The 25,310-nt window shown below is 57.3% G+C and carries 30 protein-coding genes and 1 pseudogene; 19 read left to right on the forward strand and 12 right to left on the reverse strand.

Translation table 11 applies throughout. The features are described from left to right. Positions 1–434: 434 nt before the first annotated feature. From U5782_RS22170 to U5782_RS22215, 10 genes are all read left to right on the forward strand, one after another. The gene (locus U5782_RS22170) at positions 435–752 is read left to right on the forward strand and encodes a YdaS family helix-turn-helix protein (protein WP_322046028.1); all 318 of its coding nucleotides are present in this window, start codon (positions 435–437) and stop codon (positions 750–752) included. A gap of 277 nt (positions 753–1,029) precedes the next feature. Further along, on the forward strand, positions 1,030–1,788 hold the full coding sequence (locus U5782_RS22175; protein ID WP_322046029.1) for a hypothetical protein: 759 nt from the start codon (positions 1,030–1,032) through the stop codon (positions 1,786–1,788). 16 nt (positions 1,789–1,804) lie between these two features. Further along, positions 1,805–2,026: a hypothetical protein gene (locus U5782_RS22180; RefSeq protein ID WP_322046030.1), complete on the forward strand. Its 222-nt coding sequence runs from the start codon at positions 1,805–1,807 to the stop codon at positions 2,024–2,026. 12 nt (positions 2,027–2,038) lie between these two features. Continuing rightward, positions 2,039–3,097 carry a hypothetical protein gene (locus U5782_RS22185; protein WP_322046031.1) on the forward strand — a complete coding sequence of 353 codons (1,059 nt, stop codon included), beginning with the start codon at positions 2,039–2,041 and terminating at the stop codon, positions 3,095–3,097. After that, complete coding sequence (locus tag U5782_RS22190) at positions 3,078–3,608, forward strand: hypothetical protein (RefSeq protein ID WP_322046032.1); 531 nt, start codon at positions 3,078–3,080, stop codon at positions 3,606–3,608. The genes U5782_RS22185 and U5782_RS22190 overlap by 20 nt, the downstream gene beginning before the upstream one ends. A 4-nt stretch (positions 3,609–3,612) precedes the next feature. Continuing rightward, positions 3,613–4,113, forward strand: a complete 501-nt coding sequence (locus tag U5782_RS22195; RefSeq protein ID WP_322046033.1) for a hypothetical protein — start codon at positions 3,613–3,615, stop codon at positions 4,111–4,113. Next, positions 4,110–4,676: a hypothetical protein gene (locus U5782_RS22200; protein ID WP_322046034.1), complete on the forward strand. Its 567-nt coding sequence runs from the start codon at positions 4,110–4,112 to the stop codon at positions 4,674–4,676. The genes U5782_RS22195 and U5782_RS22200 overlap by 4 nt, the downstream gene beginning before the upstream one ends. Further along, on the forward strand, positions 4,673–5,062 hold the full coding sequence (locus U5782_RS22205) for a Rha family transcriptional regulator (RefSeq protein ID WP_322046035.1): 390 nt from the start codon (positions 4,673–4,675) through the stop codon (positions 5,060–5,062). The genes U5782_RS22200 and U5782_RS22205 overlap by 4 nt, the downstream gene beginning before the upstream one ends. Further along, positions 5,059–5,304, forward strand: a complete 246-nt coding sequence (locus tag U5782_RS22210; RefSeq protein ID WP_322046036.1) for a hypothetical protein — start codon at positions 5,059–5,061, stop codon at positions 5,302–5,304. Before U5782_RS22205 ends, U5782_RS22210 begins: the two co-directional genes overlap by 4 nt. Next, positions 5,291–5,698 (forward strand): hypothetical protein, encoded by a 408-nt coding sequence (locus U5782_RS22215; RefSeq protein WP_322046037.1) that lies wholly within the window; start codon positions 5,291–5,293, stop codon positions 5,696–5,698. Before U5782_RS22210 ends, U5782_RS22215 begins: the two co-directional genes overlap by 14 nt. A gap of 43 nt (positions 5,699–5,741) precedes the next feature. Here the strand turns inward: U5782_RS22215 and U5782_RS22220 are convergent, their stop codons facing one another. Further along, on the reverse strand, positions 5,742–6,224 hold the full coding sequence (locus tag U5782_RS22220) for a MaoC family dehydratase (protein WP_322046038.1): 483 nt from the start codon (positions 6,222–6,224) through the stop codon (positions 5,742–5,744). A gap of 65 nt (positions 6,225–6,289) precedes the next feature. Between U5782_RS22220 and U5782_RS22225 the strand changes: the two genes are divergently transcribed. The 3 genes from U5782_RS22225 to U5782_RS22235 all read left to right on the forward strand — a co-directional run bounded on the left by U5782_RS22225 (position 6,290) and on the right by U5782_RS22235 (position 8,004). Next, entirely contained in the window at positions 6,290–6,778 is a 489-nt protein-coding gene (locus U5782_RS22225) for a helix-turn-helix domain-containing protein (protein WP_322046039.1), read from the forward strand. A 59-nt stretch (positions 6,779–6,837) separates the two neighbouring features. Beyond that, complete coding sequence (locus U5782_RS22230) at positions 6,838–7,245, forward strand: DUF2000 family protein (protein WP_322046106.1); 408 nt, start codon at positions 6,838–6,840, stop codon at positions 7,243–7,245. Between the two features lie 81 nt (positions 7,246–7,326). Next, positions 7,327–8,004 carry an alkylmercury lyase family protein gene (locus tag U5782_RS22235; RefSeq protein ID WP_322046040.1) on the forward strand — a complete coding sequence of 226 codons (678 nt, stop codon included), beginning with the start codon at positions 7,327–7,329 and terminating at the stop codon, positions 8,002–8,004. 315 nt (positions 8,005–8,319) lie between these two features. Here U5782_RS22235 and fghA read toward each other — a convergent pair whose 3' ends face one another. The 11 genes and pseudogenes from fghA to U5782_RS22290 all read right to left on the reverse strand — a co-directional run bounded on the left by fghA (position 8,320) and on the right by U5782_RS22290 (position 19,319). Further along, positions 8,320–9,150: an S-formylglutathione hydrolase gene (gene fghA / locus U5782_RS22240; RefSeq protein WP_322046041.1), complete on the reverse strand. Its 831-nt coding sequence runs from the start codon at positions 9,148–9,150 to the stop codon at positions 8,320–8,322. A 5-nt stretch (positions 9,151–9,155) separates the two neighbouring features. Continuing rightward, on the reverse strand, positions 9,156–9,731 hold the full coding sequence (gene gfa / locus U5782_RS22245; RefSeq protein ID WP_322046042.1) for an S-(hydroxymethyl)glutathione synthase: 576 nt from the start codon (positions 9,729–9,731) through the stop codon (positions 9,156–9,158). Between the two features lie 84 nt (positions 9,732–9,815). Further along, positions 9,816–10,063, reverse strand: a pseudogene (locus U5782_RS22250) (formimidoylglutamate deiminase); the annotation flags it as partial. A gap of 247 nt (positions 10,064–10,310) precedes the next feature. Beyond that, entirely contained in the window at positions 10,311–11,999 is a 1,689-nt protein-coding gene (gene hutU, locus U5782_RS22255; protein ID WP_322046043.1) for a urocanate hydratase, read from the reverse strand. A 164-nt stretch (positions 12,000–12,163) separates the two neighbouring features. Further along, entirely contained in the window at positions 12,164–13,306 is a 1,143-nt protein-coding gene (locus tag U5782_RS22260; protein WP_322046044.1) for a porin, read from the reverse strand. A 164-nt stretch (positions 13,307–13,470) separates the two neighbouring features. After that, positions 13,471–14,259 (reverse strand): 2OG-Fe(II) oxygenase, encoded by a 789-nt coding sequence (locus U5782_RS22265; protein WP_322046045.1) that lies wholly within the window; start codon positions 14,257–14,259, stop codon positions 13,471–13,473. Between the two features lie 281 nt (positions 14,260–14,540). Then, positions 14,541–16,088 carry a histidine ammonia-lyase gene (locus U5782_RS22270; protein ID WP_322046046.1) on the reverse strand — a complete coding sequence of 516 codons (1,548 nt, stop codon included), beginning with the start codon at positions 16,086–16,088 and terminating at the stop codon, positions 14,541–14,543. A gap of 26 nt (positions 16,089–16,114) precedes the next feature. Then, positions 16,115–16,891, reverse strand: a complete 777-nt coding sequence (locus U5782_RS22275; RefSeq protein ID WP_415914379.1) for an ABC transporter ATP-binding protein — start codon at positions 16,889–16,891, stop codon at positions 16,115–16,117. A gap of 23 nt (positions 16,892–16,914) precedes the next feature. Further along, positions 16,915–17,634 carry an ABC transporter permease gene (locus U5782_RS22280; protein ID WP_322046048.1) on the reverse strand — a complete coding sequence of 240 codons (720 nt, stop codon included), beginning with the start codon at positions 17,632–17,634 and terminating at the stop codon, positions 16,915–16,917. 9 nt (positions 17,635–17,643) lie between these two features. Then, positions 17,644–18,357 (reverse strand): ABC transporter permease subunit, encoded by a 714-nt coding sequence (locus U5782_RS22285; protein WP_322046049.1) that lies wholly within the window; start codon positions 18,355–18,357, stop codon positions 17,644–17,646. 104 nt (positions 18,358–18,461) lie between these two features. After that, on the reverse strand, positions 18,462–19,319 hold the full coding sequence (locus tag U5782_RS22290) for a transporter substrate-binding domain-containing protein (protein WP_322046050.1): 858 nt from the start codon (positions 19,317–19,319) through the stop codon (positions 18,462–18,464). Positions 19,320–19,508: 189 nt separating this feature from the next. On the opposite strand from U5782_RS22290, the gene U5782_RS22295 reads away from it, so the two are divergent. The 6 genes from U5782_RS22295 (at position 19,509) to U5782_RS22320 (ending at position 25,303) form a co-directional block, all read left to right on the forward strand. Continuing rightward, positions 19,509–20,405 carry a LysR substrate-binding domain-containing protein gene (locus U5782_RS22295; protein ID WP_322046051.1) on the forward strand — a complete coding sequence of 299 codons (897 nt, stop codon included), beginning with the start codon at positions 19,509–19,511 and terminating at the stop codon, positions 20,403–20,405. 177 nt (positions 20,406–20,582) lie between these two features. Further along, entirely contained in the window at positions 20,583–21,176 is a 594-nt protein-coding gene (locus tag U5782_RS22300; RefSeq protein WP_322046052.1) for a hypothetical protein, read from the forward strand. Between the two features lie 234 nt (positions 21,177–21,410). Further along, entirely contained in the window at positions 21,411–21,614 is a 204-nt protein-coding gene (locus U5782_RS22305; RefSeq protein WP_322046053.1) for an HNH endonuclease signature motif containing protein, read from the forward strand. Positions 21,615–21,794: 180 nt separating this feature from the next. Continuing rightward, on the forward strand, positions 21,795–23,207 hold the full coding sequence (locus U5782_RS22310) for a site-specific DNA-methyltransferase (RefSeq protein WP_322046054.1): 1,413 nt from the start codon (positions 21,795–21,797) through the stop codon (positions 23,205–23,207). Continuing rightward, positions 23,200–23,532 (forward strand): phage terminase small subunit P27 family, encoded by a 333-nt coding sequence (locus tag U5782_RS22315; RefSeq protein WP_322046055.1) that lies wholly within the window; start codon positions 23,200–23,202, stop codon positions 23,530–23,532. Before U5782_RS22310 ends, U5782_RS22315 begins: the two co-directional genes overlap by 8 nt. Continuing rightward, positions 23,486–25,303, forward strand: a complete 1,818-nt coding sequence (locus U5782_RS22320; RefSeq protein ID WP_322046056.1) for a terminase large subunit — start codon at positions 23,486–23,488, stop codon at positions 25,301–25,303. Before U5782_RS22315 ends, U5782_RS22320 begins: the two co-directional genes overlap by 47 nt. Positions 25,304–25,310: the final 7 nt, after the last annotated feature.

The following is a 25,310-nucleotide window of genomic DNA, read 5'->3' on the forward strand; positions in this document are numbered from 1 at the left end:
ACGTTGCGTTGGAATTGAGGATAGACGCGCGATTTTTATTCGCGCAAGCGGATTTTCTGGGACACCGAAAATTACGTTTTCAATAACGTTGGGATAATCGAGGGAACAACATTTTTTCGCATACCGCAGTGAAACGCTTATCTGGCAATGGAAAGCGGCATTCTGATTTTGCGTCTGGATTCCCCGTGGTGTCCCCGCAGATTCCCCGCAGTGTCCCAGCGGTGCATTTCGACCCAGGGAAATCACTAGGAAAGGTGGATGCTATCTACCAACACATCGAAATAAATTCCATTCCCGCCAGGGCCTTGTCTGACAGGCGAAAGCGCCGGAGTCGGCTCGGGTATTGGCTTTCCGCGTGTTGTACTGATGGCAAACGCGGTCTAGGATGATAAATCGTTCGCCAGTCCCGAACATGGAGTAAGGAGACTGTCACCATGCCGAAAAAACCGACTCGTGCAACCAACGACGATGTGCAAGCCGGCCACGCTGAATTGCGTCGCGCGATCATTCTCTGCGGATCGCGGACGGAGCTTGCGCGCCGGATCAGCGTGTATCGCCCGTGCTCCGCAGCGCGGATCCAGCAGTGGCAAACCCGCCACATGCCCGTGCCGCCCGAGTTTGCGCCGTTCATCTCGGCGGCGGTGTCCGGTCGTGTGACGGTCGATGGGCTATGTCCGGACTACGGAGGCTGGACGTTGCTACGAGAGCAGTTCGAGATCCAGGATCTCAATCGAGAGAGCGCCGACGCCTGAGAGCGAACGCCGCGGCCGGGGAAGGGAGAGCCGCCTCTTAGCCGATTTCAAAAATTCCAGACTGAGTTTTCGCAGGTGCCTTTCAGGCCAGGCGTGAGCTTTTTGCGCGCGTTCGTCTCAAAAAAATACGCTGGAGTTAGCCGCTCCAGCGTAATGAGGCTTTGTGGGGCCATTAAGGCCCTTACAAAGTGGACGCAGCGAAAATATCACAATCCGATTGATAAGGAAACGTGAACTGGTTTTAACCGGATCTCGAATCACTTTGAGGATTTGTGCGGTGGACATTGACGCGTTTTGGCTCACGGGAGACGAACTTCGTGCGCTCGAAGCGCACCCGCTTGTCGGGTGCGTGCAGCGCGGTTATGGGTTCGCGACGCGCGGCATCATCGAGCAGCCGATTGTGCTGCTTGATGGGCTGATCATCGACGGGCGCTCGCGTTGGCACGAGGCCCGCCGGCTCGGCGTGCCGTGCCCGTGCGTGAAATTTGACCAGGCGAAGCATGGGACACATCCCGTGTTGTTCGTCGCGCGACACCTGGGCGACCACATGAACGAAGTGTATGAGCGGGCCATCACCGGCGTGAAGCTCGGGCGGTATGTCATGACGCGTCCCGCCTGCCTGAGTGCCTTTGACGACGGATGGCCCTCACGGCTTCATCGCAAGCAGGAACGGCTGGGTCTCGCATCGGCGTGCGGCGTCTCGCAGACTGAATTCGAGCGCGCATGGTCGATCCGTGACGCACGCATTCTCGAGGCGGCGATGATGAATCACATTTCGCTGAAAGACGGCTACAAGCTCCACGCGCTGCGTCTTGGACCTGCGCGGACGAAGGCCATTCTCGATCTGCCCACGCGCGCCGACCGACGCGACGCGATCAATGATCGCGCGAAGGAGTGCGCCGAAGAAAAGCTGATCGCAAACGGCGATGCACGCCAGGGCGAACTGTGGCCTCCGAGTTTTGACCGCGTGATCATGCGGAAACTGCAGAGGCAGAGGGAAGAGTTCGACCGCAGCATCGACGACGCGCAGGAATGATTGAGTGGAGGAAGCGATGAAAGACGATGCCCACGTGACCATGACTTGCGTCAACCAGGACACCCGCGCAGCGGTGTGCGCGGTCGAAGAGTGCACACGTCGCTTCCGCATGGTTGCGACCGTGGCGCCGCTGCCTGTCTTGGTGGGTCTCGACTCGCGCGGTGAGACCGATGGAGACCAGGGTATGTGCGCGCGCAACCTCATGACCGTGCGCGCTGTGCTGTGCGTACGCGAATGATTGGGGGATGTGATGCCGATCACAAGCGATCGCCGCGCCCGCGGACGTTACCGCACGATCTACATGCGGATGTGGGGCGACGAGAAATTCCGCAGGCTCTCACGCATCCCGGCCTGCGGTCAGGGTCTATGGGTGTATCTGCTCACTGGTCCGCACACCGGCCCGATTCCGGGCATCTTCCAGAGCGGTCGCGCGGCGATGGCTGAGTCGCTCGGATGGACCCTGGAGGCTTTCGACAAGGCTTTAGGGGAAGTCTTGCGGGAAGGACTTTGTGAGGTCGATTGGGAGGCCCGAATTGTGTGGGTTCCGAAGGCCGTGGAATACAACAAACCGCAGTCTCCAAATGTCGTACTGTCCTGGCTTGGCGAGTGGGAAAACATTCCCGAATGTGACCTGAAATGGAGGGCGCGCGAAACGCTGAGAGCCTTCGTTTACGGGCTTGGAAAGCCCTACGAGGAAGCCTTCCAGCAAGCCTTCGGGGAGGCTTCCCGGAAGGCTATGGGGAAGTTGCGCGCGCGCGCCGAACAGGAACAGGAACAGGAACAGGAACAGGAACAGGAACAGGAACAGGAACAGATAAATCCTTTGGGCGCTAACGCGCCCTTGTCGAGTTCGCCGCAAGCGACGAAGATCGACCGCGGCGTTGTCGACGAAATTTTCGGCTACTGGCAAAAGATCATGAAGTCGCCGCGCTCGCTGCTCGACGAGAAGCGCCGGAAGGTGATTCGTGCCGCGCTCGCGCTCGGGTACTCACCGCGCGACCTTTGCCATGCAATCCGCGGGTGCAGCTTCACGCCGCACAACATGGGCGTCAACGAACGCGGCACGAAGTACAACGGCATCGAGTTGATCCTGCGCGACGGCGCGCACATCGACCGGTTTATCGAAGCGGCTGCGAATCCGCCGCAACCGCAGACACCGACACGCGCGTTCGAGGAACGCAGGGAGCGCGAACAGCGCACGATCGACAAACTCACGGGCCGCGACAAGCGCACCACGGCCGCGCCAGCCGATCCGAACGTGATTGACCTCGACATGACGGAGATCGCCCATGAGCCGCGAAATTCCTGACGGCTGGATCGAGAAACTTTTCTCGAAAATGGAGACGATCTACGGCGGATCGTTTCGAGCGATGTGGGGCAACGTCGATGCCGACGAGATGAAGGCGACGTGGAAACAGGGCCTTGGCATCGCGAACGTTACCGACGAGGGTTTGCGCCGTGGTGTCGCCGCGTTGTTCCACACGAAGCGTGCGCCGAACCTGCCTGAGTTCATCGAACTCTGCGCGCCTGTGCCGGCGATGTACCGGCAGAACACACTCGCGCTTACCGATGAGCGGCGCACGCCGCCCGACGAAGCACGCGCGCAGCTCGCGAACATTCGCGACATTGCGAAAGGATTGCTTCGCGAACACGGTGCGCCCGCGGGCGGCGGCATCCGGTGGGCGCATCGCATCCTGCAGCGCGCAGCGGACGGAGAGCCCATTACGCCGCACCAGATCGCGTTCGCGAAGGAAGCGATCGAGATCTACGGCAGGACACATGGCCGCGTGAATCGCGAGCCGGGTAGCGATGACGAGTGAGGTCATGATGCGCATCGAATTTGTGATCTATGGCGAACCGGCAAGCAAGGCGAATTCTCGCGAGATCGTGCCGCGCAAGGTGCGTGACAAGCGCTCGGGTGAGATCGTGACGCGACCCATGTCGATCAAGTCGGACAAAGCGCTCGCATACGAGGCGGATGCTTTGCGCCAGATTCCACCCAAGGCGCGTATGCGTCTGGCTGGCCCCTGCCGTATCGCGCTGCGCATCTGGTACGCGACCGAGCGTCCCGATCTCGACGAGTCTGTGATTCTCGATTGCCTGCAGGACCGCTATGAATCGATCGAGACGCCGAGAGGCAGGGAGCGCGCATTGGTTCAACGCGGTGTCGTGCGCAACGATCGCCAGTTCCGGCAGCGCGTGGCGTTACACGGCATCGATGCTAGCAACCCGCGTGCGCACGTCATCGTCGAACCGCTCCAGGCGCGGCAGATCGCACTTGCGCTCGACGATGCGTTTGACCCGTTCGAACTGCTTACGCCATGAACGACAACGACACAGGGGCGCATGTGCGCGCACTGCCAGTGAAAGCCCGGCGCGACCTTGGTACCGAGCGCATCCTCACGCCCGTCACTGGCGGGAGATGTTTTCACCGGCACGGCTATCTCGTCGACGAGCGTGCCGCCGAGGTGACGTGTGCAACGTGTCACGAAAAGCTCTCGCCTACGTGGGAACTGCTGCAACTGGCCTACGAGGAAAACCGCTGGCATGCGGTGCATGAGCGCTATCAGGACGAGATGCGAAGGCTCGCCGAGCGCGAGCGCGAACGAAGTGTCAGCACTGTGGCCAGCTCACGCGAATTTCGCGTCGCTGATGATCAACCTAACCGAAGCCATCGAATGAACACGCAACACCTCACGCGTCACGCGCTTGCCATGCGGTTGCATCTTCAGCACGACAATGAGCGGCTGCGCGAAGCGCTGCACATCATCGCCGAGATCGCCGCGACGAGCACCGATCCAAAATCGATGCCGCACATTGCACGCATCGCCCGTACTGCGCTTGTCGGCGCGTCGCGCGCCAATCCTTCACTGGAGCAAACGACATGACCGAATCGCCCGATGTAGCGGATTCCTTGCTCACAGTTCGCGATGCGATTGCTCATGCCGATTCACGCGCAGTAGCGATCGCCTTTTCAAAGCAACACAAGAACGTAATCCGTGACATTCGGCGGCTGCACGAATCTGCGGCTGGTCGCGATCTGAAGTTCGGGGCGATGTTCGACGAGATTGAAGCTGGCAATGGCGCGCCGCGTAAAACCCTTTTCTATCATATGGATGAAGAGGCGCTCATGGTGCTGGTGTTCGGCTTTACCGGCACTCGTGCGCTAGCGGTCAAGCGCAGGTTCATCCAAGCTTTTCGGGAAATGACAGGGCGTGTCGATCTCGACGAACTGCGTCGCTTCATGTTGCATCTCGATGGGAGTCAGGAATGACGCATCGGTGCCGCTGGCCGCTTTGCACGGCCGTCGTTGGCGATAACCTGTGGGGCTGCAAGGCCCATTGGCGCGCGCTGCCGTCTGACGTGCGGTCGTGGATCGGCCGCACGTATCGCTTCGGCATGGATCGCGGCGAGCATCCGACGCCGGGATACCTGCGCGCGCACCGAGCGGCGATCGAGTTCGCGCGCGCCGTTGTCGCTGCGGAGAACCGGGAGAATTTCGATGGACCGGATTGATGAGATCCTGCTGGACTGGCACGAGTGGCAACTCGGCTACGAACCCGTGCGCGGCTATCCGTCCGATTCTGTGTTCGGGCAGGCGTATAGAAGCTCACGGCAATGGATGGACCTCGGCGACATCAACGAAGAAGTCGAGCGGTGGATCATCGAAGGCCACTCGCGCGCGATTGACCCACTTGTCGCAGGCCTCGACTTACGGTTGCGGATTGCCGTGAACACTGCCGTTCGGAATTTCCATGCGGGTGCTGATATTTGGACAAATCCGCGCTGGCCACTGACGCAGAACGCCGACTACGAGCGCGCGAAAAAAATTCTTGCTCCAATAATGATTGCGCGCGGCCTGCTCGACTCAAGCTACATGATTCCGAGTAGTCGTGAGGCGGGGGGATGAGCACGCGAACGATCACCCCGCCGCAGTCGGCAGGCGCTCGCAATCAGACACTGCATTGACGAGGCAACACCAACCTCCAGCTTTGAGTGATCAGTGTCGCGTCGGCAGAGTTCTTCGTTGTCACCCGGACATCCAAGAATCCGAGATCAGGCCTGCTCTTTGACGGGCAAATGTCGACCACTTCGGCGTGCGCCCGCAAAACGTCGCCGGGTCGCATGGGCGCATGAAATCGCATCTCCTTGAATTCGGTTCCCACGATAGGCGTGCCACCAAGTAGCTGTGCGTCTACAAGCAGCCGCATGGTCACTGCTAGCGTCTGCCAACCACTGCCGACCAGTTCCCCAAACACTGTGCTGCGGGCAGCGGCCTCATCAAGATGCATAGGCTGAGGATCATATTGCTGCGCAAAAGTCACAATCATGTCCCGAGTGACTGGGAACTCCTCAGTTTCGATCTGATCCCCAATTTTGAAGTCGTCGAGATAGCGAGGGGCTTCTAGTGGGTTGCTCTCAATAGTCGATGTCATGTCTGTCTCCTTGGTGTTTTCTATGCCGTGCTGTATAGTAGGTTTAAATTTTGAAGTGAGTCAATATGGCTTGGTCAGACGTCGGCGACACCATATGTCCCATAGCGCGGTCGCTGGCTGTGGTTGGGGACCGCTGGACACTTCTAATTCTTCGAGAACTATTTCTCGGCGTGAAGCGCTTCGAGGAATTCCAGACGCAGACAGGCATGTCGTCGCATCTGCTTTCGACTCGGCTAAAGCGGCTTGAGTCGGACGGAGTTATAGCCCGTCGCGCATATAGCGAACGCCCTCCACGATTTGAATATCGGTTGACCACCAAGGGCCTGGATTTTTACCCCCTGCTTTTAAGCCTCAAATCATGGGGAGAGAAATGGGGAAACTTCGAGTCGGAAGATGAGCCTGCATTGGTCATCACGCATCGGCAGTGTGGACACGAGACCGGACTGAAGCTGGTCTGTCCGGCATGCGACGAGCCATTTGGTCCGAAGGACGCAACGGTCACGATTGGTGAAGAGTTCAGACTGGAACGAGAAGCTCGCCGCAGTGGCGGCTAGTTTGGCCGCATGCCATGCAGACTCATACGAAACGGTATTTCGGCAAAACAGAGGTATTGATGTTTGACACGAAGATTGCGATTGTTGTGCGTGACGACTTGGCCACATGGCAAAAGCTCAACGTCACAGCGTTTCTGATGAGCGGCGTTACTGGAGCATCGCCGGAGATTATGGGCGAAGCCTATCGCGACGCGGCCGACAACACCTATCACCGTCTGTGCATTCAGCCAGTTATCGTCCTCTCTGGTGACCAGGAAACGCTGAAGGCAGTCCATCGCCGCGCACTGGAACGCAGCGTTCCTCATGGCCTCTACATCGAAGAAATGTTTTCGACTGGTCACGATGCTGAAAATCGCGCCGTGTTTGCCGAACACGGCCCGGACAGTGCAAAAGTTGTTGGGATTGCGCTGCGCGAAGAAAAGAAGATCGTTGACAAGATCACCAAGGGCACGCGGATGCACCCGTAATAGGTTGTCCGGTCGAGCAATGACAATCAGCGAAGATGACTATCTTCGAATGCCTCTTCTCAGTTTAGCGAATGTAATATCATGGAAAACTCTTCTTTGCACGAAGCGATCATCTCGTGCTTTATCCACGATCAGCGCCCACCAACAGTCAATCAGATTGCCGAACGTTTCGGATGTGATGATGCACAAGCGAAACGTGCCTTGCGCGAACTGGCTGACTATCATGGCGTGGTGCTTCACCCCGATTCCGATGAAGTATGGATTGCCCATCCGTTTTCCGCAGCGCCGACAACCTGCGTTGTGAAGTCTGGAAATAAAAAGTGGTGGGGAAACTGCGCCTGGTGTTCCTTGGGCTTGGTTCAACTAGCTGGAGGCTCCGCCACTATCGAGACGCGTTTGGGAGCGATCGAAGACAATGTCGTCATTCGCATTGAAGACGGGAAATTGCTGGATACGGACTACGTCGTCCATTTTCCGATACCAATGAAGAATGCTTGGGACAATGTCGTCTACACGTGCTCGGTTCAGCTATTGTTCCGCGACGAAGCGCAGGTAGACGTTTGGTGCAGCACTAGAGGCATTCCGAAAGGCGACGTGCGGCCGATTGAGCAGATCTGGAACTTCGCACGTGAATGGTATTCACGTCACGCCGATACGGATTGGCAAAAATGGTCGATTGATGATGCGATCGAAATCTTCCATCGACACGGATTGACTGGGCAGGTCTGGGATCTTTCGAGTCAGACAGGTCGCTTCTGACAAAGCATATCTAGATTTACCTACAACTCCAGGCAGGCACCGGTTCACATTTCGCTAATACTGTTTTTCGAATTCATGTCGCGGCCGAGTCACCCTTCCAGTGATAAATTCTCGGTCCGGCAACGCCATTACAAAGGCCAGGTGTCTTGGAGGCCACCTTGATGAACAGAGCTAAAATCAACAGAAGCTCGTCGAATTCGCAAGGGCTATATGCCCTGTTGAATTCGACGACGGGAGCTACGCTAACTTTGGAAACTTGCTGAGTGTAGCGAAGTGAACCTATTGCATATTTGCACCGGTAACTACGCAGACGTACTACTGCAAATTTCTAGCGTGGTACGCTATATGTTCGCCGATGAAGCTTGCGACGAAATAATAGCTGTGGTCGTATCCGGCACGCATGTGCAGTTGGAGGGGATGCCCAGACGATGCGCAGGCGACTTTCAACAATTGAGGCTTCAACTGGGTTAAGAGATATTCGTCAGCTTCTCCTTGATCGATCAAGAGAGGTATCCGCTCGGCACCCAGTTTCACAAGCTCGACCGTGTCGTATTGCTTCCACAGTTCTCGGTTGTCACCGATGTAAGTCGAGAAGGCTTTCTCACCCCATTGCGCCTCGCTTGGCGCGACGATCGGCGAAAACGCCGAAACACTCCGATATCGACCTGGATTGCGGAGAGCAATCATCAGCGCACCGTGGCCGCCCATCGAATGTCCGCTGATTGACCTCGCATCGCTAGCTGGAAAGCCGTCCTCGACCAGCCTCGGTAGCTCATCGACGACGTAGTCATACATACGATAGTGGTTCGCCCAAGGTTGTTGAGTCGCGTTTACGTAGAAGCCTGCCCCCTTACCGAGGTCATAAGCTTCATCGTCTGCAACGTTACCACCGCGAGGGCTTGTGTCCGGCGCGACGAGAATTACACTATGCTCCGCAGCGTAACGCTGCGCGCCAGCCTTGGTAATAAAGTTTTGCTCGTTGCATGTGAGTCCCGACAACCAGTAAAGCACGGGACACTTCTTTCCAGCTAGGGCAGATTTCGGTAGAAATATCCCGAATTTCATCTCGCAACCAAGCGTGGATGATAGGTGCTTCCAAACTTCCTGATTCCCATCGTGGATAGCATGCTGTTCGACGCGGTCCATACTGTTCAGGCCTCGCTGTACGTACCTTTGGCCTTTGCGGCGTGAGTTGCAAGCAGGTCCATCAGCGCAGGACTCAGGCAGTCGTATGGTTCGAGTCCTTTCTCTCGGAGGCTATCGCGGATTGCATCCATTTCGGAGGGTGAGGTGCCGCTTTCAATGATCGACGAAACAAATGCCGCGAATCCCGGACCGTCCCAACCAGATTCATTCGATAGTTCGGTGTGAATGAAGTCCAATCCATAGAATGCATGGGACGAGTTTTCGATACGCCCGTACATATGAGTGCCGCAAACCTTACACGCATGGCGTTGGATCAGAGCGCTGTCGTCCACCACTTTCAGCTTCTCAGAGCGCGCCGCTACACTCACCTTATCACGGGGCACGACACCGACGACCGCGAACAGTGCTCCGTCGGGTTTCCAGCATTTCGTGCATCCGCACGCGTGATTGAATGAGACCTGTGCGCCGATCCGAATCTCGACGGGATCGCTATCGCAAAGACAACGCAACGTGCCGCCGTTGAAGCCATATGTGCCGCGTTGGATAGGATGTTTAAGGGATGGATGAATTGCCTTGCTCATGGTGAAGCTCCTTTGTAGAAGAGGATGATCGGTGGGGGAGCGCATAGCACTACGAAAGCATCTCGGCGCGACGAGGAGGCCAAGCTAGCTATCCCGGTCTAGCACTCGAAGTTGCGCGCGGGCAACGCGGTAGGACGCGTATAGTGAAAATTCGTCGCGATGTCGTCGAGCTTGCACGACGCGGCCCCCCCTACATAGACGTCGCGAACCGGTGTACCACCGTGCTCGCAGCACACGATGCCGGACAACCATGTCCATGGGTCTTGTCCGTTGAGACTCACGTGCATCGTGTCGAGCACGATCCAGTCAGCTCGGCTGCCAACGGGAAGGGCCAGCCATCCGGCAGCCATGCATGCGTGGCGAACAGAGCGCGCTGACAAAAGTCGGAATTTAAGATATTCATGCGCGTTGATCGCGTTCGAAAATGGTTTGGCTGGCACTCACGACGCGAACAGCGGATGGCCGACACATGCGCGGATTCCGTCGTGATCTCGCGCGTAGCGTCGCCGCCGTACTTCCCCAGCGGCGCCACCAAATCCGCGCCGCGCAGCCGCGGCCGATACGTCGTGCGCGCCTCGCTCATCGGCCCAGCATCGGCAGCTTGAGGCCCGCTTCACGCGCGGTCTGCTGCGCGAGTTCGTAGCCTGCATCGGCGTGACGCATCACACCCGTGGCCGGATCGTTGTGGAGCACGCGGCCCAGACGCTCATGCGCGGCCTGCGTGCCATCGGCGACGATCACGACGCCCGAGTGCTGCGAGAAGCCCATGCCCACGCCACCGCCGTGGTGCAGCGAGACCCACGATGCGCCGCCCGCCGTGTTCAGCAGTGCGTTGAGCAGCGGCCAGTCGCTGACGGCGTCCGAGCCGTCCTTCATCGATTCCGTTTCGCGGTTCGGGCTGGCGACGGAACCCGTGTCCAGGTGGTCGCGGCCGATCACGATCGGCGCCTTGAGTTCGCCGTTCTTGACCATTTCGTTGAACGCCTGGCCCAGACGATAGCGATCCTTCACACCGACCCAGCAAATCCGTGCGGGCAGGCCCTGGAACGCGATGCGTTCGCGCGCCATGTCGAGCCAGTTATGCAGATGCGGATCGTCGGGAATCAGTTCCTTGACCTTGGCGTCGGTCTTGTAGATGTCTTCCGGATCGCCCGAGAGCGCCACCCAACGGAACGGACCCTTGCCTTCGCAGAACAGCGGGCGGATATACGCCGGCACGAAGCCCGGGAAATCGAAGGCGTTTTCCACGCCCATTTCCAGCGCCATCTGGCGGATGTTGTTGCCGTAATCGAGCGTTGCCGCGCCGCGTTCCTGCAGCGTCAGCATCGCCTTGACCTGATGCGCCATCGACTGCTTCGCGACCTTGACGATGCTCTCAGGCGCCACCTTCTGCGCTTCGCGCCATTGTTCGACGCTCCAGCCTTGCGGCAGATAGCCGTTGATCGGATCGTGCGCGCTGGTCTGGTCGGTCACGCAGTCCGGCGTGATGCCACGCGCCACGCACTCGGCGAACACGTCCGCCGCGTTGCCACGCAGACCCACCGACACCGGCTTGCCCGTCTGCTTCGCTTCTTCGACGATGGCCAGCGCTTCATCCAGCGTCTTCGCCTTGCGATCGACGTAGCGCGTCTTCAGACGGAAGTCGATACGCGTCTCGTCGCATTCCACCGCGATCATCGAGAAGCCCGCCATCGTCGCGGCCAGCGGCTGTGCGCCGCCCATCCCGCCCAGGCCGCCCGTGAGAATCCAGCGGCCATTGGGGTCGCCGTTGAAATGCTGGTTGGCGACCGAGAAGAACGTTTCGTAGGTGCCCTGAACAATGCCTTGCGAGCCGATGTAGATCCAGCTGCCCGCCGTCATCTGGCCGTACATCATGAGGCCCTTGCGGTCGAGTTCGTGGAAGTGTTCCCACGTCGCCCAGTGCGGCACGAGATTCGAATTCGCCAGCAGCACGCGCGGCGCGTCGGCATGCGTGCGGAACACGCCCACCGGCTTGCCCGACTGGATCAGCAGCGTTTCATCCTCGTTCAGATCCTTCAGCGACGCCAGAATCTGGTCGAAGCATTCCCAGTTGCGCGCGGCGCGGCCGATGCCGCCGTAGACGACCAGCGCGTGCGGATGCTCGGCCACTTCCGGATCCAGATTGTTCTGGAGCATGCGGTACGCGGCTTCCGCCAGCCAGGTCTTGCAGGCCTTCTCACTGCCGCGCGGAGCGCGGATCGTGCGGGAGGGATCGAGGCGGGGATCAACATGCTTCGGAATATTCACGATACAACCTCAATTGACAATAGAAATAGCGGTAGCAAAGGATGTGGGGAACGGTCACATCTCTATGAAAATAAGCAACTCGTTACAGTTCGGTTCGAGGGCTCAGCGCGAGGCGCACTCGCTACGACGAGAAAATATTCCCCGAATGTGCGATTTCTTCTATTTCAAAAGCTATGTCGGATTGCCGCTCGAACGACGATCTGGCGACTACTTGAAGATGACCCGTCAGCTCCGGTGATGAACGCATCGTCAAGGAACGTTCCAGTCTCACCGTCCGCAACTTGCTGGAACGTACCTTGAAGGTAGACGTCCGTCCGTTTGGATAAGAGGTAGTCAAAGGTCACTCCAGCTTGGTGCCACTTTGGATGCGACGTGCCAGTGCCGGTCGAATACCGTCCTAGCGTATAGGTGTACATAGCTTGCACAAAAAATGAGGGGGAAAAGTCGTGCTTGACATTGACTTCAAAATTGTCGAATCGAAGCGAGCTATTCCCTGCGACATTGAAGGTGCCCCCGACATACGCATTTCCTGACGGGTTCTCCAACAAGCTATCGGTGTAGACGAACCCAAACGTCGTCGAGCCTAGTACGTAGGAGAGCCCCGCCCCATAAACGCGCTGGTGGTCCGCATAGAAACTTGCATCATTCGTAGCGACGGCGCCTCCGGTATTCGCGCCTACGTTATTGATATCCATGTACGCGGCGGCGGCAGAAAATGCTCCACTCGAAAACGCTGCACCGATACTTAAAAGTCGATTATTCGCGAATCCGCCAGCGACATTGCTGAATCCATATACGCCACCGAAAGTCAGTCCAGCTATCGACGGGCTAGCGTATTTGATTGCATTGTTTACGCGAAATGTGTTGTCCGTATTATCGTTATCGTATGGGTGAGAAAAAAGGTATCCCGAATACCATCCGTTGGCTGTGAGTGGCGCGAGGTAGTCGACTACGGAATCATACTGCCGCCCGAACGTTACGCTACCAAATTTGTCGCTTTGCAGCCCAACGAAAGCTTGACGACCAAACATGCGCCCACCGATTGTTGAAGCGCCAGAGTTGACGTCAAATCCGTTTTCCAAGTTGAAGATTGCAGCCACACCATTACCGAGATCTTCTTGGCCTTTGATACCCCAACGACTTCCGGACGCATACCCGCTCTGCATCTCGTAGTTCTGTTGACCGTTGGTGTTTGTTGTGAAATCAATCCCTTCGTCGACAATTCCATATAACGTTACAGAATTTTCTGCGTGTGCCGCTGATGCACAAAGAGCAAGACCCAGCCCCGTCATAATTATCTTTTTCATTTTAATCTCCACAATGGAAAACGTTATTTTTCGGTAAATTCGACGACGAGATTGTTTCCTTCACGCGCAGCACTACCCACCGAACGTCTTAAATTCAGTGCTCGAAAATTTCAGCGGGAGTGCTGCTAGATGACCTTCAGGTCCTTATGCACCATCTGAAGCGATCAATGCGCTCGACCATAGAAGCCCACACGCTCTTCCTCGCGGAACACCACGCCCGGTCGCTCGTAGTATGAGAAGACAGCGACCATGCGGTCCTTTTCGCCAACGACCCGCGACACACGATGCGCGGTGTTCTTTCCGCGAAAGACGTTGAGCGTTCCCGATTTGAGGCTCATCTTTTGCACGTTGGCATCGCGGCCTTCGAGCAAAGCTGCAACACCGTCATAGTTCGGGTCAGAGTCGGATCGAAGATTGTTGCGATACTCGAACTCGCCGCCTTGCTTTGGCTCTTGCAGGAGTAACGTGGTTGTGAACTCGGAACGATCAAAGTGCCAGTTGAGCGCTTCGCCCTCGCGATAAGCAAGAATGTTAATCTTCGCGAGAGGGTCCTCCATCACGTAGAGCTTTTGCTTATGCATCGTGGCGGCGATGAATGTCACAAGCGGTTCGTATTCGTAAACGGAAGTGATCAAACTCTCGGCAATCTGGTCCGCACACACCGTGTGATTGATGGTTTCAACCGTGCGAAGTGCCGGATGATCTCGCGGAAGCTCCGGGATTTCCGGGCGGAAGTAAATATTATGTACGCGTTTATGAGTGTGAGAATTATCCTTTACAACCGGCAAAATCTCGTTGACCGCCTGCTTCAATGCTTCAGGACGAATAAACCCTTCGAGATTGAACATGCCATCTCGCTTGAGCTCATCGGATGCCCACGCGACGAGCGCATCCCACTCCTTACTTCCCTCGCGATTCAGGGGATAACGGTTCAAATCGATGATATTTTCCATGGTCTTAGTAGTTTAGGTTGACAAGGTGGTATCGAGTCGACGCCCCCTTTGACGTATTGCGGAATAGAGCTACATAACGTCGACAAGGCTACTGACGCGAATCGTGGCTTGACGATTATTGCCACTGGATCGACAGTCGATGATCATGTTATTTGCAAAGATTTTCTTCTTCAACAAGGATTTTTCTTTAGACTCCGAAAGAAATACTTTGTTAAAGTATATTGTTGTCTTCGTAGTGCTTAGTAAATCTCAATAGAAAATTTCCGGCAAGAAAGTATGCTTTAGAGCGTTTGTCTCAATGTCGTTTCGATCTGTGTAAGGTTTGCTGGCTTGCGAATAATCGCGAGTGTCTTTTCTATGTCGATCGATACCACCCTATCTTCAGTATATGGGCGTATATCTTCACGCAAAATTTCAAGCGCGATACGAGACCCTGTGCCAATCTCCGCTGGACTGAAGAACGATAGCGCTTGCGATGCGACGAGATATTCAATCGCAAGAACAGTTTCCGCGTTGTCTAGGATTTTGCCCACTCGAAGCGCCGCCGGAGTGGACATGCTCAGATGGTCCTCCTGAAGACCGGAGGTCACGTAGTTGTCTATCACTCGCGGGATTGCTAGCACCTTGTTCTCCGAAACAAGCGATGCGGCAACATACTGAACGATCATCAAGCCGGAGTTGACTCCGCTCTGCTTAAGCAGGAAAGGCGGTAAGCCACTGGTAAGGGGATTGACAAGACGATCCACACGACGCTCTGCCACGCCGGCCAGTTCTGCTACCGCAACTGACAGCGTGTCGGCCGCCATGGCCATGTTTTGCCCGTGAGGGTTCGCCTGTGAAATCACGCGGTAGTCGTTTGCATGCCCAAATACGAGTGGATTATCTGTGGCGGACGCGAGTTCAAGGTTGACCTGGTATTCGACGTGAGCAAACTGATCGCGGCTTGCGCCGTGAATCTGCGGAATTGAACGGATACTCAACGCGTCTTGCGTCCGAACTCCTTTGCTGTTAGACAGGTTCACGCTATCCTGAAGCATTCGTCGTAGGTTTTGCCCGACTTTCTGGATTCCAGGAAACGGCTTCGCGGCGAGCGCCTCTGGCGAAAACGCATCCAATTGCCCTCGCAGCGCTTCAAAACTCATTGCGGCTATGATGTCTGCCCACTTCAGAAGGCGCTCTGCTCGCTCGAGTGCGACACACATCATGCCGACGCTACAGGGTGTTCCGTTGATGAGTGAGAGTCCGTCCTTGGCGGCAAGGCAAACGGGATCGAGTCCGAATCGAGCCTGCAATTCTTCTCCAGAAATGCGAACGCCTTCGAACATAACATCGCCTAGACCGATCACCGGCAATGCCGCATGAGCCATGTGGGTCAGATATCCAACTGACCCATCGGCTGGCATCACTGGCGTGATCCGCGAATTGAGGAACTCGATGAGACGGCTAACTACTTCAGGCGATACCCCAGAATGTCCATGAGCGAAATTGTTTATCTGAGCGACGAGTATCGCGCGCACCAACTCCGGGGCAAGAGGCGCGCCAACACCGCACGCATGGCTTTTCAATGCGTTTGTCGACAGAGTGGTGAGTTCGGATGGCGTTAAAAGTGTGTCGCACAGTGCACCTAGCCCCGTTGTGATTCCATATGCACGCTCCTTACGATGAACGATCTGTTCGATAATTTTGCGCGCGTTGCGCACTCGGTCCCAAGCCTTTTCTTCGAGCGACAGAAAGGCTCCGTTCGCCACATCCACAATAGAGTGCCACGTCAAAGGTACATCAGAAATTACTACATTATCGTTCTCGTTCACAGCGATACTGGTCGACATAATTTGAACCCTGATACACATGCGATCTATGCTGTGACGTGATTCGAGATGAATTTCGAAAAACGTTCAGATTTTTTTTGCCGGAACAGTTCGTCCGGCGATCCTTCGCTTTCGATAACACCTTGATGCATAAAGACGACGCGATTTGAGACGCTACTGGCGAAATTCATTTCGTGTGTAACGATCAACATCGTGCATCCGTCTTCGGCTATCTGACGCATTACCTTCAACACCTCGCCAACACGCTCAGGATCGAGTGCTGACGTGGGCTCATCAAACAGCATCGCGCGCGGCTTCATCGCGAGCGCTCGCGCGATTGCCGCGCGCTGTTGCTGTCCCCCGGAAAGATGCGCAGGATAGTGCTTGGCCTTATCTGCGATGCCTACCTTTTCGAGAAGAGCCATGGCTTCGTCGACGCATTCTCTGCGATCGCGTTTCTGGACGCGAACTGGCCCCTCAATCAGATTCTCGAGAATCGTCAAGTGTGAGAAGAGATTGAAGCTTTGAAATACCATGCCAAGCTGAGAGCGGATACGCTGTACTTGCCCTCTATCACTCGCTTCTCGCTGACCACGTACGTTCGTACGAAGGCTCAACTTCTCTCCAGAAATGTAGACGTCACCCTCGTCTGGCATTTCAAGCAGGTTGATGCAGCGCAGCAGAGTGCTCTTGCCCGACCCGCTCGATCCGAGGATCGATATTACTTCTCCCTCACGGGCCGCAATCGAGACCCCCTTCAACACTTCGTTGCTGCCATATCGTTTGTAGAGATTTCTAATCTCGATTTCCGACGTGGTTTTCATATTTGCGGGGATGTCATTTATATTCATACGGCGGACTCTTTGGGAGAAGTTCTCTGACGCATCGGACGGCGATACGGTGTAAGACAATATTCGAAAGCAGATAGCGCGCGCACGATGAAAAAATTAAGAACCAGATAAATCGCAGCGGCGCAAAGGAAAACTTCTGTCGTTCGGTAGGTGCTGGCAATGATCCGCTGAGCCACCCCAGTCATCTCCATAACGGTAACGAGGCTCGCAAGCGAGGTAGATTTCATCATGAGGATGATTTCCGTCGAGTATGCCGGCAATAATTGTCTTAATGCGACCGGCAGAATTACACGACGAAACAGAAGCCATCTCGACATTCCAAGTGCACGAGCTGCTTCCATCTGGCTGGATGGAATAGCCAATACGCCGCCACGGAAGATCTCTGCAGAGTAGCCTGCGGTGCATAACGCAAGAGTCAATACAGCGCATGCAAAGGGATCCCGGAGAACCGGCCAAAGCAAACTTTCACGAACGACGCTGAATTGACCAATCCCGTAGTAAATAAGAAATAGCTGAATAAGGAGCGGCGTTCCACGGAAAACGAACACATATCCCTTGGAAAATTTTTCTAAATAGGATATCCCTGAAAGGCGCATCCATGTCAAGCACAGGGCCAATACAGCTCCGAGCGAAACCGATGCGACAAATAGTTCAATCGTGACAGGGAGCGCCCCCAACAGTTGAGACAAGGTATCGCAAAAAAATTCAAAGTCCATGTCATGTCCTCACGCAGGTCGCCGGGCGCTTCGTCCCAGATGGGTCTCAAGCCGAGTGAAAGCGCTAGTCGAGAGTCCGGTTAAAGCGAGGTACAAGACACCGCCGGTTATAAAGAAGAGGAAATACTGGTGTGTCGAGCCAGCAGCGATTTGGCTCGCTCGCATCAGTTCAGCGAGACCAGTGATCGAGATCAACGCAGAATCTTTGAGCGTCATTTGCCACACGTTTCCAAGCCCAGGGAGTGCGAATCGCAGGATCTGTGGTGCGACGATTCTGAAAAAGAGGTGCATGCGCGACATACCCAGCGACATTGCCGCCTCGATCTCTCCTCGCGCGACAGCAAGGTAGGCTCCGCGATACACTTCGGTTTGATACGACGCTGAAATAACCCCAACGGCGATCGCGCCAGAGAGAAACGGCGGCATTCCGTAAAATTCGTCGGCGCCGAGATAGCTTGCGATTTGTGTGGCGGCAGACGAACCACCGAAGTAAATAAGATAAAGGATGAGTAACTCGGGAACGCCTCGGAACACAGTCGTATAAGCGTCACCGATCGCGCGCGCAAACAGATTGCGTGAAAGCTTCGCCCAGGTAACGGTCGAGCCGACGAAGGCTCCAATGGCAAGCGCGGCGAACGTGACCAAGACGGTCATTAACGTCGCTGCTAGCAGCGCTCCTGCCCAACCTTCGGAGCTAAACCCCAACAACTTAAACATCGCCATTTTTCAATGTTCCATCACTTAACGTTTCAGTAACGGCATGCCACGGTGCAAGTAAATCCATTCACTGTGAGATTGGGGAAAGCCCGCATGCCGCCAGGACTTCGTCACGGCGCGACGTTAGTCTTGAACCACTTTTCGCTCAGGCGTTTGACCGTTCCGTCAGCGAGCGCGGACTTGATCGCCCCATCGAATTTCGCCTTCAAATCGGGATCAGACAGACGGAAGCCCAGTGCCTCGCCTGGCCCGAAAACTTGGCCCTTCATCATCGGTCCAGAGAAAGTGAGATCCTTGTTCTCAGATTTGGCGAATACAGAAGAGAAGTATGTTGCATCATCGAACACGACGTCGATGCGTCCATTCTCCAGATCGAGATCGTGTTCGGCGGCAGTTTTGTACTCGCGGATCGTGGCGACATCACCAAAATTGCTATAGATGAATTTGGTGAAGGAAATGCCCGAGACGATGCCGATTACTTTCCCTTTCAGTGCGCGACGCAAAGGTTCGAGCTGCGCTTTATCGGCAGCAGGATTGCCAGTCAAGGTGATCGAGCTGCCAGTTCCCGGGAGGTTATGGAGAGAGCCGCTTCTTGTTGCTGCAAAGACCGCAGGAGTATTTGCGTAGGGTACGGAGAAGAGAATTTCCCTTTTGCGGTCATCAGTGATCGCAAGCCCGTCCATGATGACGTCGAATTTTCCGACCTTGAGCGCTGCCATCATGCCGTCCCAGTCTTGGGCAATCAATTTGCACTTGATCTGGGCGCGCGCACACAGATCCGCAGCGAGTTCGGGTTCAAAGCCGAAGAGCGTGCCGTCCGACCGGGTCATGTTCCACGGTTCGTACCCCCCTTCGAGTGCAATCGTGGCCGTTTTCCAGTCTTTTGCACAGGCAAGATTGGAGAACAGACCGACGGCTGCGGTCAGCGCCAGTGCTGCCAATTTCGCCTGTTTGATTTGTACGTGCATTGTGGCTCCCGCTACTTGACTGATTAAATTGTTTGAGCTAATCCCAGTCAGACTTTGAGTTGACTGAGGTGCCCAAAATATTGAGCTAGCGCAAAATGTCTCGCTGGACGTAACCTATCGAAACAAAAAATTGCTTTCAAGGCGACAAAATCTTGCTGGTCGCTAAGAAATTCTATCGAAGGAGGTGTCGTGCGTGAACTCCCGCCGCTTAACGCGGTAAAGGCGTTCGAGGTAGCAGCCAGAACAGGAAGCTTTGTGTTAGCGGCCGATGAACTGGGTGTGTCTTCGGCCGCAGTCAGCCAACAGATTCGCAACCTTGAAGCCTATTTTGGCAAGCAATTGTTCGTGCGTAACGGCAATCGCATATCCATGACGGACGCGGGGCGCGCAATTTTTCCTCAGACATCCAGAGCGCTGCAGGAGATTGCCAGCATGACTGAGCGAATACTCGAAGGCGAACTGCAGGCACAGTTAGTAGTCAGCGTACCGTCATCGATCGCCGAGTATTGGCTCGTCCCGAAAGTTAACGAGCTTTTGCAAATCCATCCGCAAATCGCGATTGATATCCGAGTTGAGGAAGATCCTGTTGATCTTCTCCGTCAAAGCGTCGATCTGAGAGTTAGCTATGGCGACTATCACTATCCTTCGATCCACAAGATTCCATTGATACAGGATGAAGTGATTCCGATTTGCGCTCCCGAATTTTGGAATCGGCATGGGAACGCAGCGTTAAATCTATCTGAATTGCATGAAAGCATGTTTATCCACACCAATTGGGGGCCAACCTACGCGTCTCATCCAACGTGGAATGACTGGTTCATGGGAACTGGAAGCGATCGTCATCTTGACCCTTCAAAGGGAAGGCGTGTCGGACTTTCAAGTCTGGCGGTTGCGATGGCCCGTTCCGGATTCGGTATTGCGTTGGGGCAGAGGCTTCTTGCGCGAGGCGATCTCGAAGCAGGTCGTCTCATTTCTGTATCAACGCATTCGATTCGCCTAGGTTATCCCTACTGTGCCTTCATTCCACGTATGAAGGCGGAACGCCCGGAGCTACGCCGACTAGTAAAGTTACTTTGCGAGCTTTAGAAGCGAGGCCGACAATCGTTAGTATGACTTCGTGAGCATAGCGAATTGGGATGGCCAGGAGGCAGCGCTTTCTCGGCACTCGTAAGGCGCAATGTCGTCGAAAATCGTTTGCCTCAGAAGGCGAGATTTATCCGTATCCAGAACAATGTTGTATTAAGCCGAACGATCAGGTGAGTCATGAAACACGAAAAAATGTATCGAGGCCCCGTAGAGGGCGGCTTCGTGATCTCAAAAGTCGACGCCGCAGAGAGGCAGCTTAAGACCGCTATCTGGCTATGGTTTCATGATTTTGATCCAGTGCCGATTCATGGCTTGGCTGCCGCAGCATTCAAAGTGCTGTGGAAACTGCATGAGAAACACAAGACCGGGCACAAAATGATCCGGGATGAGGTTATAGCGCGGGTCAAGGCGAACTATCGGCAAGACTTTATCGAGATGCTCAATGAAACTGAAAATTTCATCAAGCATGCTGATCGCGATCCCTTTGGGTTTCACACTTTCAACCCGGAGATGACCGTCATGTTGCTGTTGGATGGCGTTCGTGCGCTCGCAGCGTTTAACGGTAATTTCCCTGTCGAGTGTCGAGTTTTTCAGACGTGGATACTGATCAATCGACCGAATCTGATCGACCTGAAATCCAGCCCCGAGTGGGACGCCGCCGTCAAGGCCGCACAACCTGCCATGGTAACTAGCAAACCGGAATTTTACAGACTCGTTTTACACGCCATCCAGGTAGGCATAGAACAAGCGATTGCGCGCCAGCATCCTTGATCTTGCTCCTTGGTTCATTTTGGTGTTAAATCGAAGCGCTGGCGTAGTTGCGTCCAGCGAAAACGTAAGGCCCGCTCAGGAAACTGACCGGGCCTTTTGTTTTGCCCGCACGCCGGGCACTTCGATTGATGCGCCCATCCTATGACGACCGCACCGACACCCCGCGCCACAGGCAGGAAGTGGCGGCGGATCCGTGCGCGTCAGCTTCGGTTGCACCCCCTGTGCGCCGAGTGCATGCGGCAGGGATTTGTCACCGAGGCGGTCGAGGTCGATCACATTACGCGGCTCGAGGACGGCGGCACTGACGCTCCGGCGAACCTGCAAGCCCTTTGCCACGACTGCCACGCGCGCAAGACCGCCGCCGAGAACGGCGCGCGGCCACGCGGCTGCGACGTGAACGGGATGCCGACCGATCCAGGGCATCCGTGGGCACGTTGACGCGGCGCCACGCCCGCGGGACGGGAGGGAGGGGCCCCCGGGGGGCGTGCGAACAAATTTTCTCGATCGAGCGGTCACCCCGGCCAAACCTTTTTTCGCTAAAAGCGGAAATCCGAAGCGGGGGGCGTCCGCCGTCAATCTACGCGCGGCGGGCGTCCACGCCGCATCACCGGAGGTCGCATGTGGGCTGACGCGATTGAGCAGCGACCGGTCGCGGCGCTGACCGCGTACGCGCGCAACGCGCGCACGCACAGCGAGGCGCAGCTGGTGCAGTTGCAGGATTCGATGCGGAAGTGGGGGTTCACAATCCCGGTTCTCGTGGCAGAGGACGACACGATAATCGCCGGTCACGGCCGCGTCGAAGCCGCAAGGCGGCTGGGTTACGAGCGGGTGCCGGTGATCGTCGCACGCGGCTGGTCGGCGCAGGAGATCCGCGCGTATGTTCTGGCCGACAACAAGCTCGCCGAGAACGCAGGCTGGGACGACGCGCTGCTCGTGAGCGAGCTCGAAGCGCTGACGCTCGACGGTTTTGCGATCGGGCTTGCCGGCTTTTCCGAATCAGACATGGACCGGCTGCTCAAGGGTAGCCGCGGGCGGGATGACGAAGACGAGGTCCCACCCGTGCCGGCGCAGGCCGTCACCGCGCCCGGCGACGTCTGGGTGCTGGGCGCCCACCGGCTGGTCTGCGGCGATTCGACGGACGCAGGGATTGCGGCGACTGCGCTAGGCGGGGTGCGGCCGTCCCTGATGATCACCGATCCGCCGTATGGCGTCGATTACGACGCGGACTGGCGCAACCGGGTCGTCATGGTTGAGGGCGAGTCGCGGGGCCAGCATGGCTCGCGTGCCACCGGCCGGGTGCTGAACGACACGAAAGCGGACTGGCGCGAGGCCTGGGCGCATTTCCCGGGCGACGTCGCCTACGTGTGGCACGCGGGCATCTATGCCGATGTCGTCGCCGAATCCCTGCACGCCTGCCGCTTCGACATTCGCGCCCAGATCATCTGGGCGAAGCAGACATTTGTTATCTCGCGTGGTCATTACCACTGGCAGCACGAGCCGTGCTGGTACGCCGTGCGCGAGGGCAAGACGGCCAGCTGGACCGGTGATCGGTCGCAGTCGACGCTTTGGCAGATCGACCATCGCCGGAGCGAATCTGGCCACTCGACGCAGAAACCCGTCGAGGCAATGCGCCGGCCGATCGAGAACCACACGTCGCCGGGGCAGGCCGTCTATGAACCGTTCTCGGGTTCCGGCACGACGATCATTGCCGCCGAGTCGGTGGGGCGCGCGTGCCACGCCATTGAACTGAATCCTGGCTACTGCGACGTGGCGGTCCTGCGCTGGCAGACCGCGACGCGGCAGAACGCCGTCCGCGAGCGCGACGGGCTGACATTCGCGCAGGCCGCTGAGGCCGCTGGCATCGAGGTAAGCAATGGGACGCAAACGACTGCCGACGGAGCTGAAACTGGTTCAGGGGACGTACCGGGCACGCGAGGCAAACCGGCGGGAAGCCCGGCCGCAGCGGGCAAGGCCAACGGCGCCCGCGCATCTCGGCGAAATCGCAAAGACCGAGTGGCGACGCATGGCTGACGAGCTGTTCGCGCTCGGCCTGCTCACCCGCATCGACCGCGCGGCGCTCGCGGCCTATTGCAAGGCGTACGAGCGATGGGTGCAAGCCGAGCAGGCGCTGTCGAAGATGGCGGAGCGCGACCTTCTGTCTAGCGGCCTGATGATCAAGACCACGAACGGCAACGCCATCCAGAATCCGCTCGTGGGCACCGCGAACCGGGCGATGCTCGATGTGGTCAAGTTTGCTTCCGAGTTCGGCATGACACCCGCTGCGCGTGCGCGCATCGAGGCTGGCCCGAATGGTTCGCAGGACGACGACGAAAGCCGCGCGCGGAAGTACTTCTGATCCGGTCACGCAGTACGCGCGCGCGGTCGTGGCCGGAACGGTGGTGGCGGGGCCTGATGTGCGCAACGCCTGCAAGCGACACCTCAATGATCTTTTGACGGCTGCCGCGCGCGACCTTGTGTGGAGTCTCGACGCCGCCATGCGCGCGATCGATTTCTTTCCCGATGTGCTGCGCCTGAACGGCGGCGAGTTCGAAGGGGAGGCATTCCAGCTTCTCGACTGGCAGCAGTTCATTGTCGGTTCGCTTTTTGGCTGGCTGCGCGCCGATGGCACGCGCCGCTTCCGCGAGGCGTACGTCGAAGGCGGCAAGGGCTGCGGGAAGTCGCCGCTCGCGGCGGGCGTCGGTCTGTACATGCTGGTTGCGGATGGCGAGTCGCGCGCTGAGGTCTACGCCGCAGCGACGCGCCGGGAGCAGGCGATGGTGTTGTTTCGCGACGCGGTGGCGATGGTGCAGCAGTCGCCTGCGCTCGTGCGCGCGGTGAGCATGCAGGGCCGCGAGGACCGAGTGTGGAATCTCGGCTTTCGCCGGACTGGTTCGTTTTTCCGTCCGATTGCCAGCGACGAAAGCGGGCAGAGCGGGCCCCGCCCGCACTGTGGCCTCATCGACGAGGTGCACGAGCACAAGAACGGCACAGTCATCAACATCATGCGCGCCGGCAAGAAGGGGCGTCGCCAGCCGCTGATTTTCATGATCACGAACTCAGGTTTCGACCGCACGTCGGTCTGCTACGAGCAGCACGAATATGGCGTGCGTGTCGCGGGCGGCGCGATTGCCGACGACGCCTACTTCGCCTTCATCTGCTCGCTCGACGAGGACGATGATCCGTTCAAGAGCGAAGACTGCTGGGTCAAGGCCAATCCGTCGATCGGATCCACGATCAAACCTGACTACCTGCGCGAGCAGGTACACCAGGCGCGCGGAATGCCGTCGCTCGAATCGACGGTGCGCCGTCTGAATTTCTGCCAGTGGGTCGACGCCGAGGATCCGTGGATTGATGGCGTGCTCTGGCGCGGTTGCGAGGTGGGGCGACCGGTCGAATCGGGTGACATTGAACTAGAAGATGCAAACGCGAGCGCGCTTGAGCGCAGGGCCACTGAGGCACGCGCAGCGCTCATTGCGTCCATGGAGGGCAAGCGCGCCTTCGGCGGCCTCGATCTATCGGGCACGCGTGACCTGACCGCGCTCGCTGTGGCAGTGCGCAACGATGACGATTCGGTGGACGCCTTTGTCGAATTCTGGACGCCCGGCGACACGATGGCCGATCGCGCCCGCATCGACCGTGTGCCATATCTGGCCTGGGCCGGCGCGCAGTTTGTGCACGCGCCGCCCGGCCGGGCCGTCGATTACGGCGCGGTCGTTGACCGCCTCGCGCAGATCAACGCGGCGATGACGATCGATGGGCTCGCGTTCGACCCGTACCGGATCAAGTACTTCGAGCGGGATCTCGAAGCGGCAGGCCTTGAAGTGCGCCTCGTGCCACACGGCCAGGGGTTCCACCGTGCGAGCGAGTCGGGGCTCTGGATGTGCCGCTCCATCGAACTCGTCGAGCAGCTGATCTTCGACGGCAAGCTGCGCGTCGCATTCAATCCGTGCCTGCGCTGGAACGTATCGAGCGCGGTCACCGAGACCGACCCCAAGAACAACCGGGTATTCAACAAGCGCAAGGCCACCGGACGCATCGACGGGCTGGTGGCACTCACCATGGCCGTGGGCCTGGCCCTGAGCGACGTGGAAGAGCGCGAACCTGAATACCAGATGTTTTTCTTCTAGGAACGCT

Source organism: Paraburkholderia sp. J67 (assembly GCF_905220265.1).
Taxonomy (GTDB): Bacteria; Pseudomonadota; Gammaproteobacteria; order Burkholderiales; family Burkholderiaceae; genus Paraburkholderia.

Coding starts and splice junctions, on each gene's coding strand:
- U5782_RS22170 (WP_322046028.1), top strand. CDS start 435: ATGCCGAAAAAACCGACTCGTGCAACCAACGACGATGTGCAAGCCGGC.
- U5782_RS22180 (WP_322046030.1), top strand. CDS start 1,805: ATGAAAGACGATGCCCACGTGACCATGACTTGCGTCAACCAGGACACC.
- U5782_RS22185 (WP_322046031.1), top strand. CDS start 2,039: ATGCCGATCACAAGCGATCGCCGCGCCCGCGGACGTTACCGCACGATC.
- U5782_RS22190 (WP_322046032.1), top strand. CDS start 3,078: ATGAGCCGCGAAATTCCTGACGGCTGGATCGAGAAACTTTTCTCGAAA.
- U5782_RS22195 (WP_322046033.1), top strand. CDS start 3,613: ATGATGCGCATCGAATTTGTGATCTATGGCGAACCGGCAAGCAAGGCG.
- U5782_RS22200 (WP_322046034.1), top strand. CDS start 4,110: ATGAACGACAACGACACAGGGGCGCATGTGCGCGCACTGCCAGTGAAA.
- U5782_RS22205 (WP_322046035.1), top strand. CDS start 4,673: ATGACCGAATCGCCCGATGTAGCGGATTCCTTGCTCACAGTTCGCGAT.
- U5782_RS22210 (WP_322046036.1), top strand. CDS start 5,059: ATGACGCATCGGTGCCGCTGGCCGCTTTGCACGGCCGTCGTTGGCGAT.
- U5782_RS22215 (WP_322046037.1), top strand. CDS start 5,291: ATGGACCGGATTGATGAGATCCTGCTGGACTGGCACGAGTGGCAACTC.
- U5782_RS22220 (WP_322046038.1), bottom strand. CDS start 6,224: ATGACATCGACTATTGAGAGCAACCCACTAGAAGCCCCTCGCTATCTC.
- U5782_RS22225 (WP_322046039.1), top strand. CDS start 6,290: ATGGCTTGGTCAGACGTCGGCGACACCATATGTCCCATAGCGCGGTCG.
- U5782_RS22230 (WP_322046106.1), top strand. CDS start 6,838: ATGTTTGACACGAAGATTGCGATTGTTGTGCGTGACGACTTGGCCACA.
- U5782_RS22235 (WP_322046040.1), top strand. CDS start 7,327: ATGGAAAACTCTTCTTTGCACGAAGCGATCATCTCGTGCTTTATCCAC.
- fghA (WP_322046041.1), bottom strand. CDS start 9,150: ATGGACCGCGTCGAACAGCATGCTATCCACGATGGGAATCAGGAAGTT.
- gfa (WP_322046042.1), bottom strand. CDS start 9,731: ATGAGCAAGGCAATTCATCCATCCCTTAAACATCCTATCCAACGCGGC.
- U5782_RS22260 (WP_322046044.1), bottom strand. CDS start 13,306: ATGAAAAAGATAATTATGACGGGGCTGGGTCTTGCTCTTTGTGCATCA.
- U5782_RS22265 (WP_322046045.1), bottom strand. CDS start 14,259: ATGGAAAATATCATCGATTTGAACCGTTATCCCCTGAATCGCGAGGGA.
- U5782_RS22270 (WP_322046046.1), bottom strand. CDS start 16,088: ATGTCGACCAGTATCGCTGTGAACGAGAACGATAATGTAGTAATTTCT.
- U5782_RS22275 (WP_415914379.1), bottom strand. CDS start 16,891: ATGAAAACCACGTCGGAAATCGAGATTAGAAATCTCTACAAACGATAT.
- U5782_RS22280 (WP_322046048.1), bottom strand. CDS start 17,634: ATGGACTTTGAATTTTTTTGCGATACCTTGTCTCAACTGTTGGGGGCG.
- U5782_RS22285 (WP_322046049.1), bottom strand. CDS start 18,357: ATGGCGATGTTTAAGTTGTTGGGGTTTAGCTCCGAAGGTTGGGCAGGA.
- U5782_RS22290 (WP_322046050.1), bottom strand. CDS start 19,319: ATGCACGTACAAATCAAACAGGCGAAATTGGCAGCACTGGCGCTGACC.
- U5782_RS22300 (WP_322046052.1), top strand. CDS start 20,583: ATGAAACACGAAAAAATGTATCGAGGCCCCGTAGAGGGCGGCTTCGTG.
- U5782_RS22305 (WP_322046053.1), top strand. CDS start 21,411: ATGCGGCAGGGATTTGTCACCGAGGCGGTCGAGGTCGATCACATTACG.
- U5782_RS22310 (WP_322046054.1), top strand. CDS start 21,795: ATGTGGGCTGACGCGATTGAGCAGCGACCGGTCGCGGCGCTGACCGCG.
- U5782_RS22315 (WP_322046055.1), top strand. CDS start 23,200: ATGGCTGACGAGCTGTTCGCGCTCGGCCTGCTCACCCGCATCGACCGC.
- U5782_RS22320 (WP_322046056.1), top strand. CDS start 23,486: ATGGTTCGCAGGACGACGACGAAAGCCGCGCGCGGAAGTACTTCTGAT.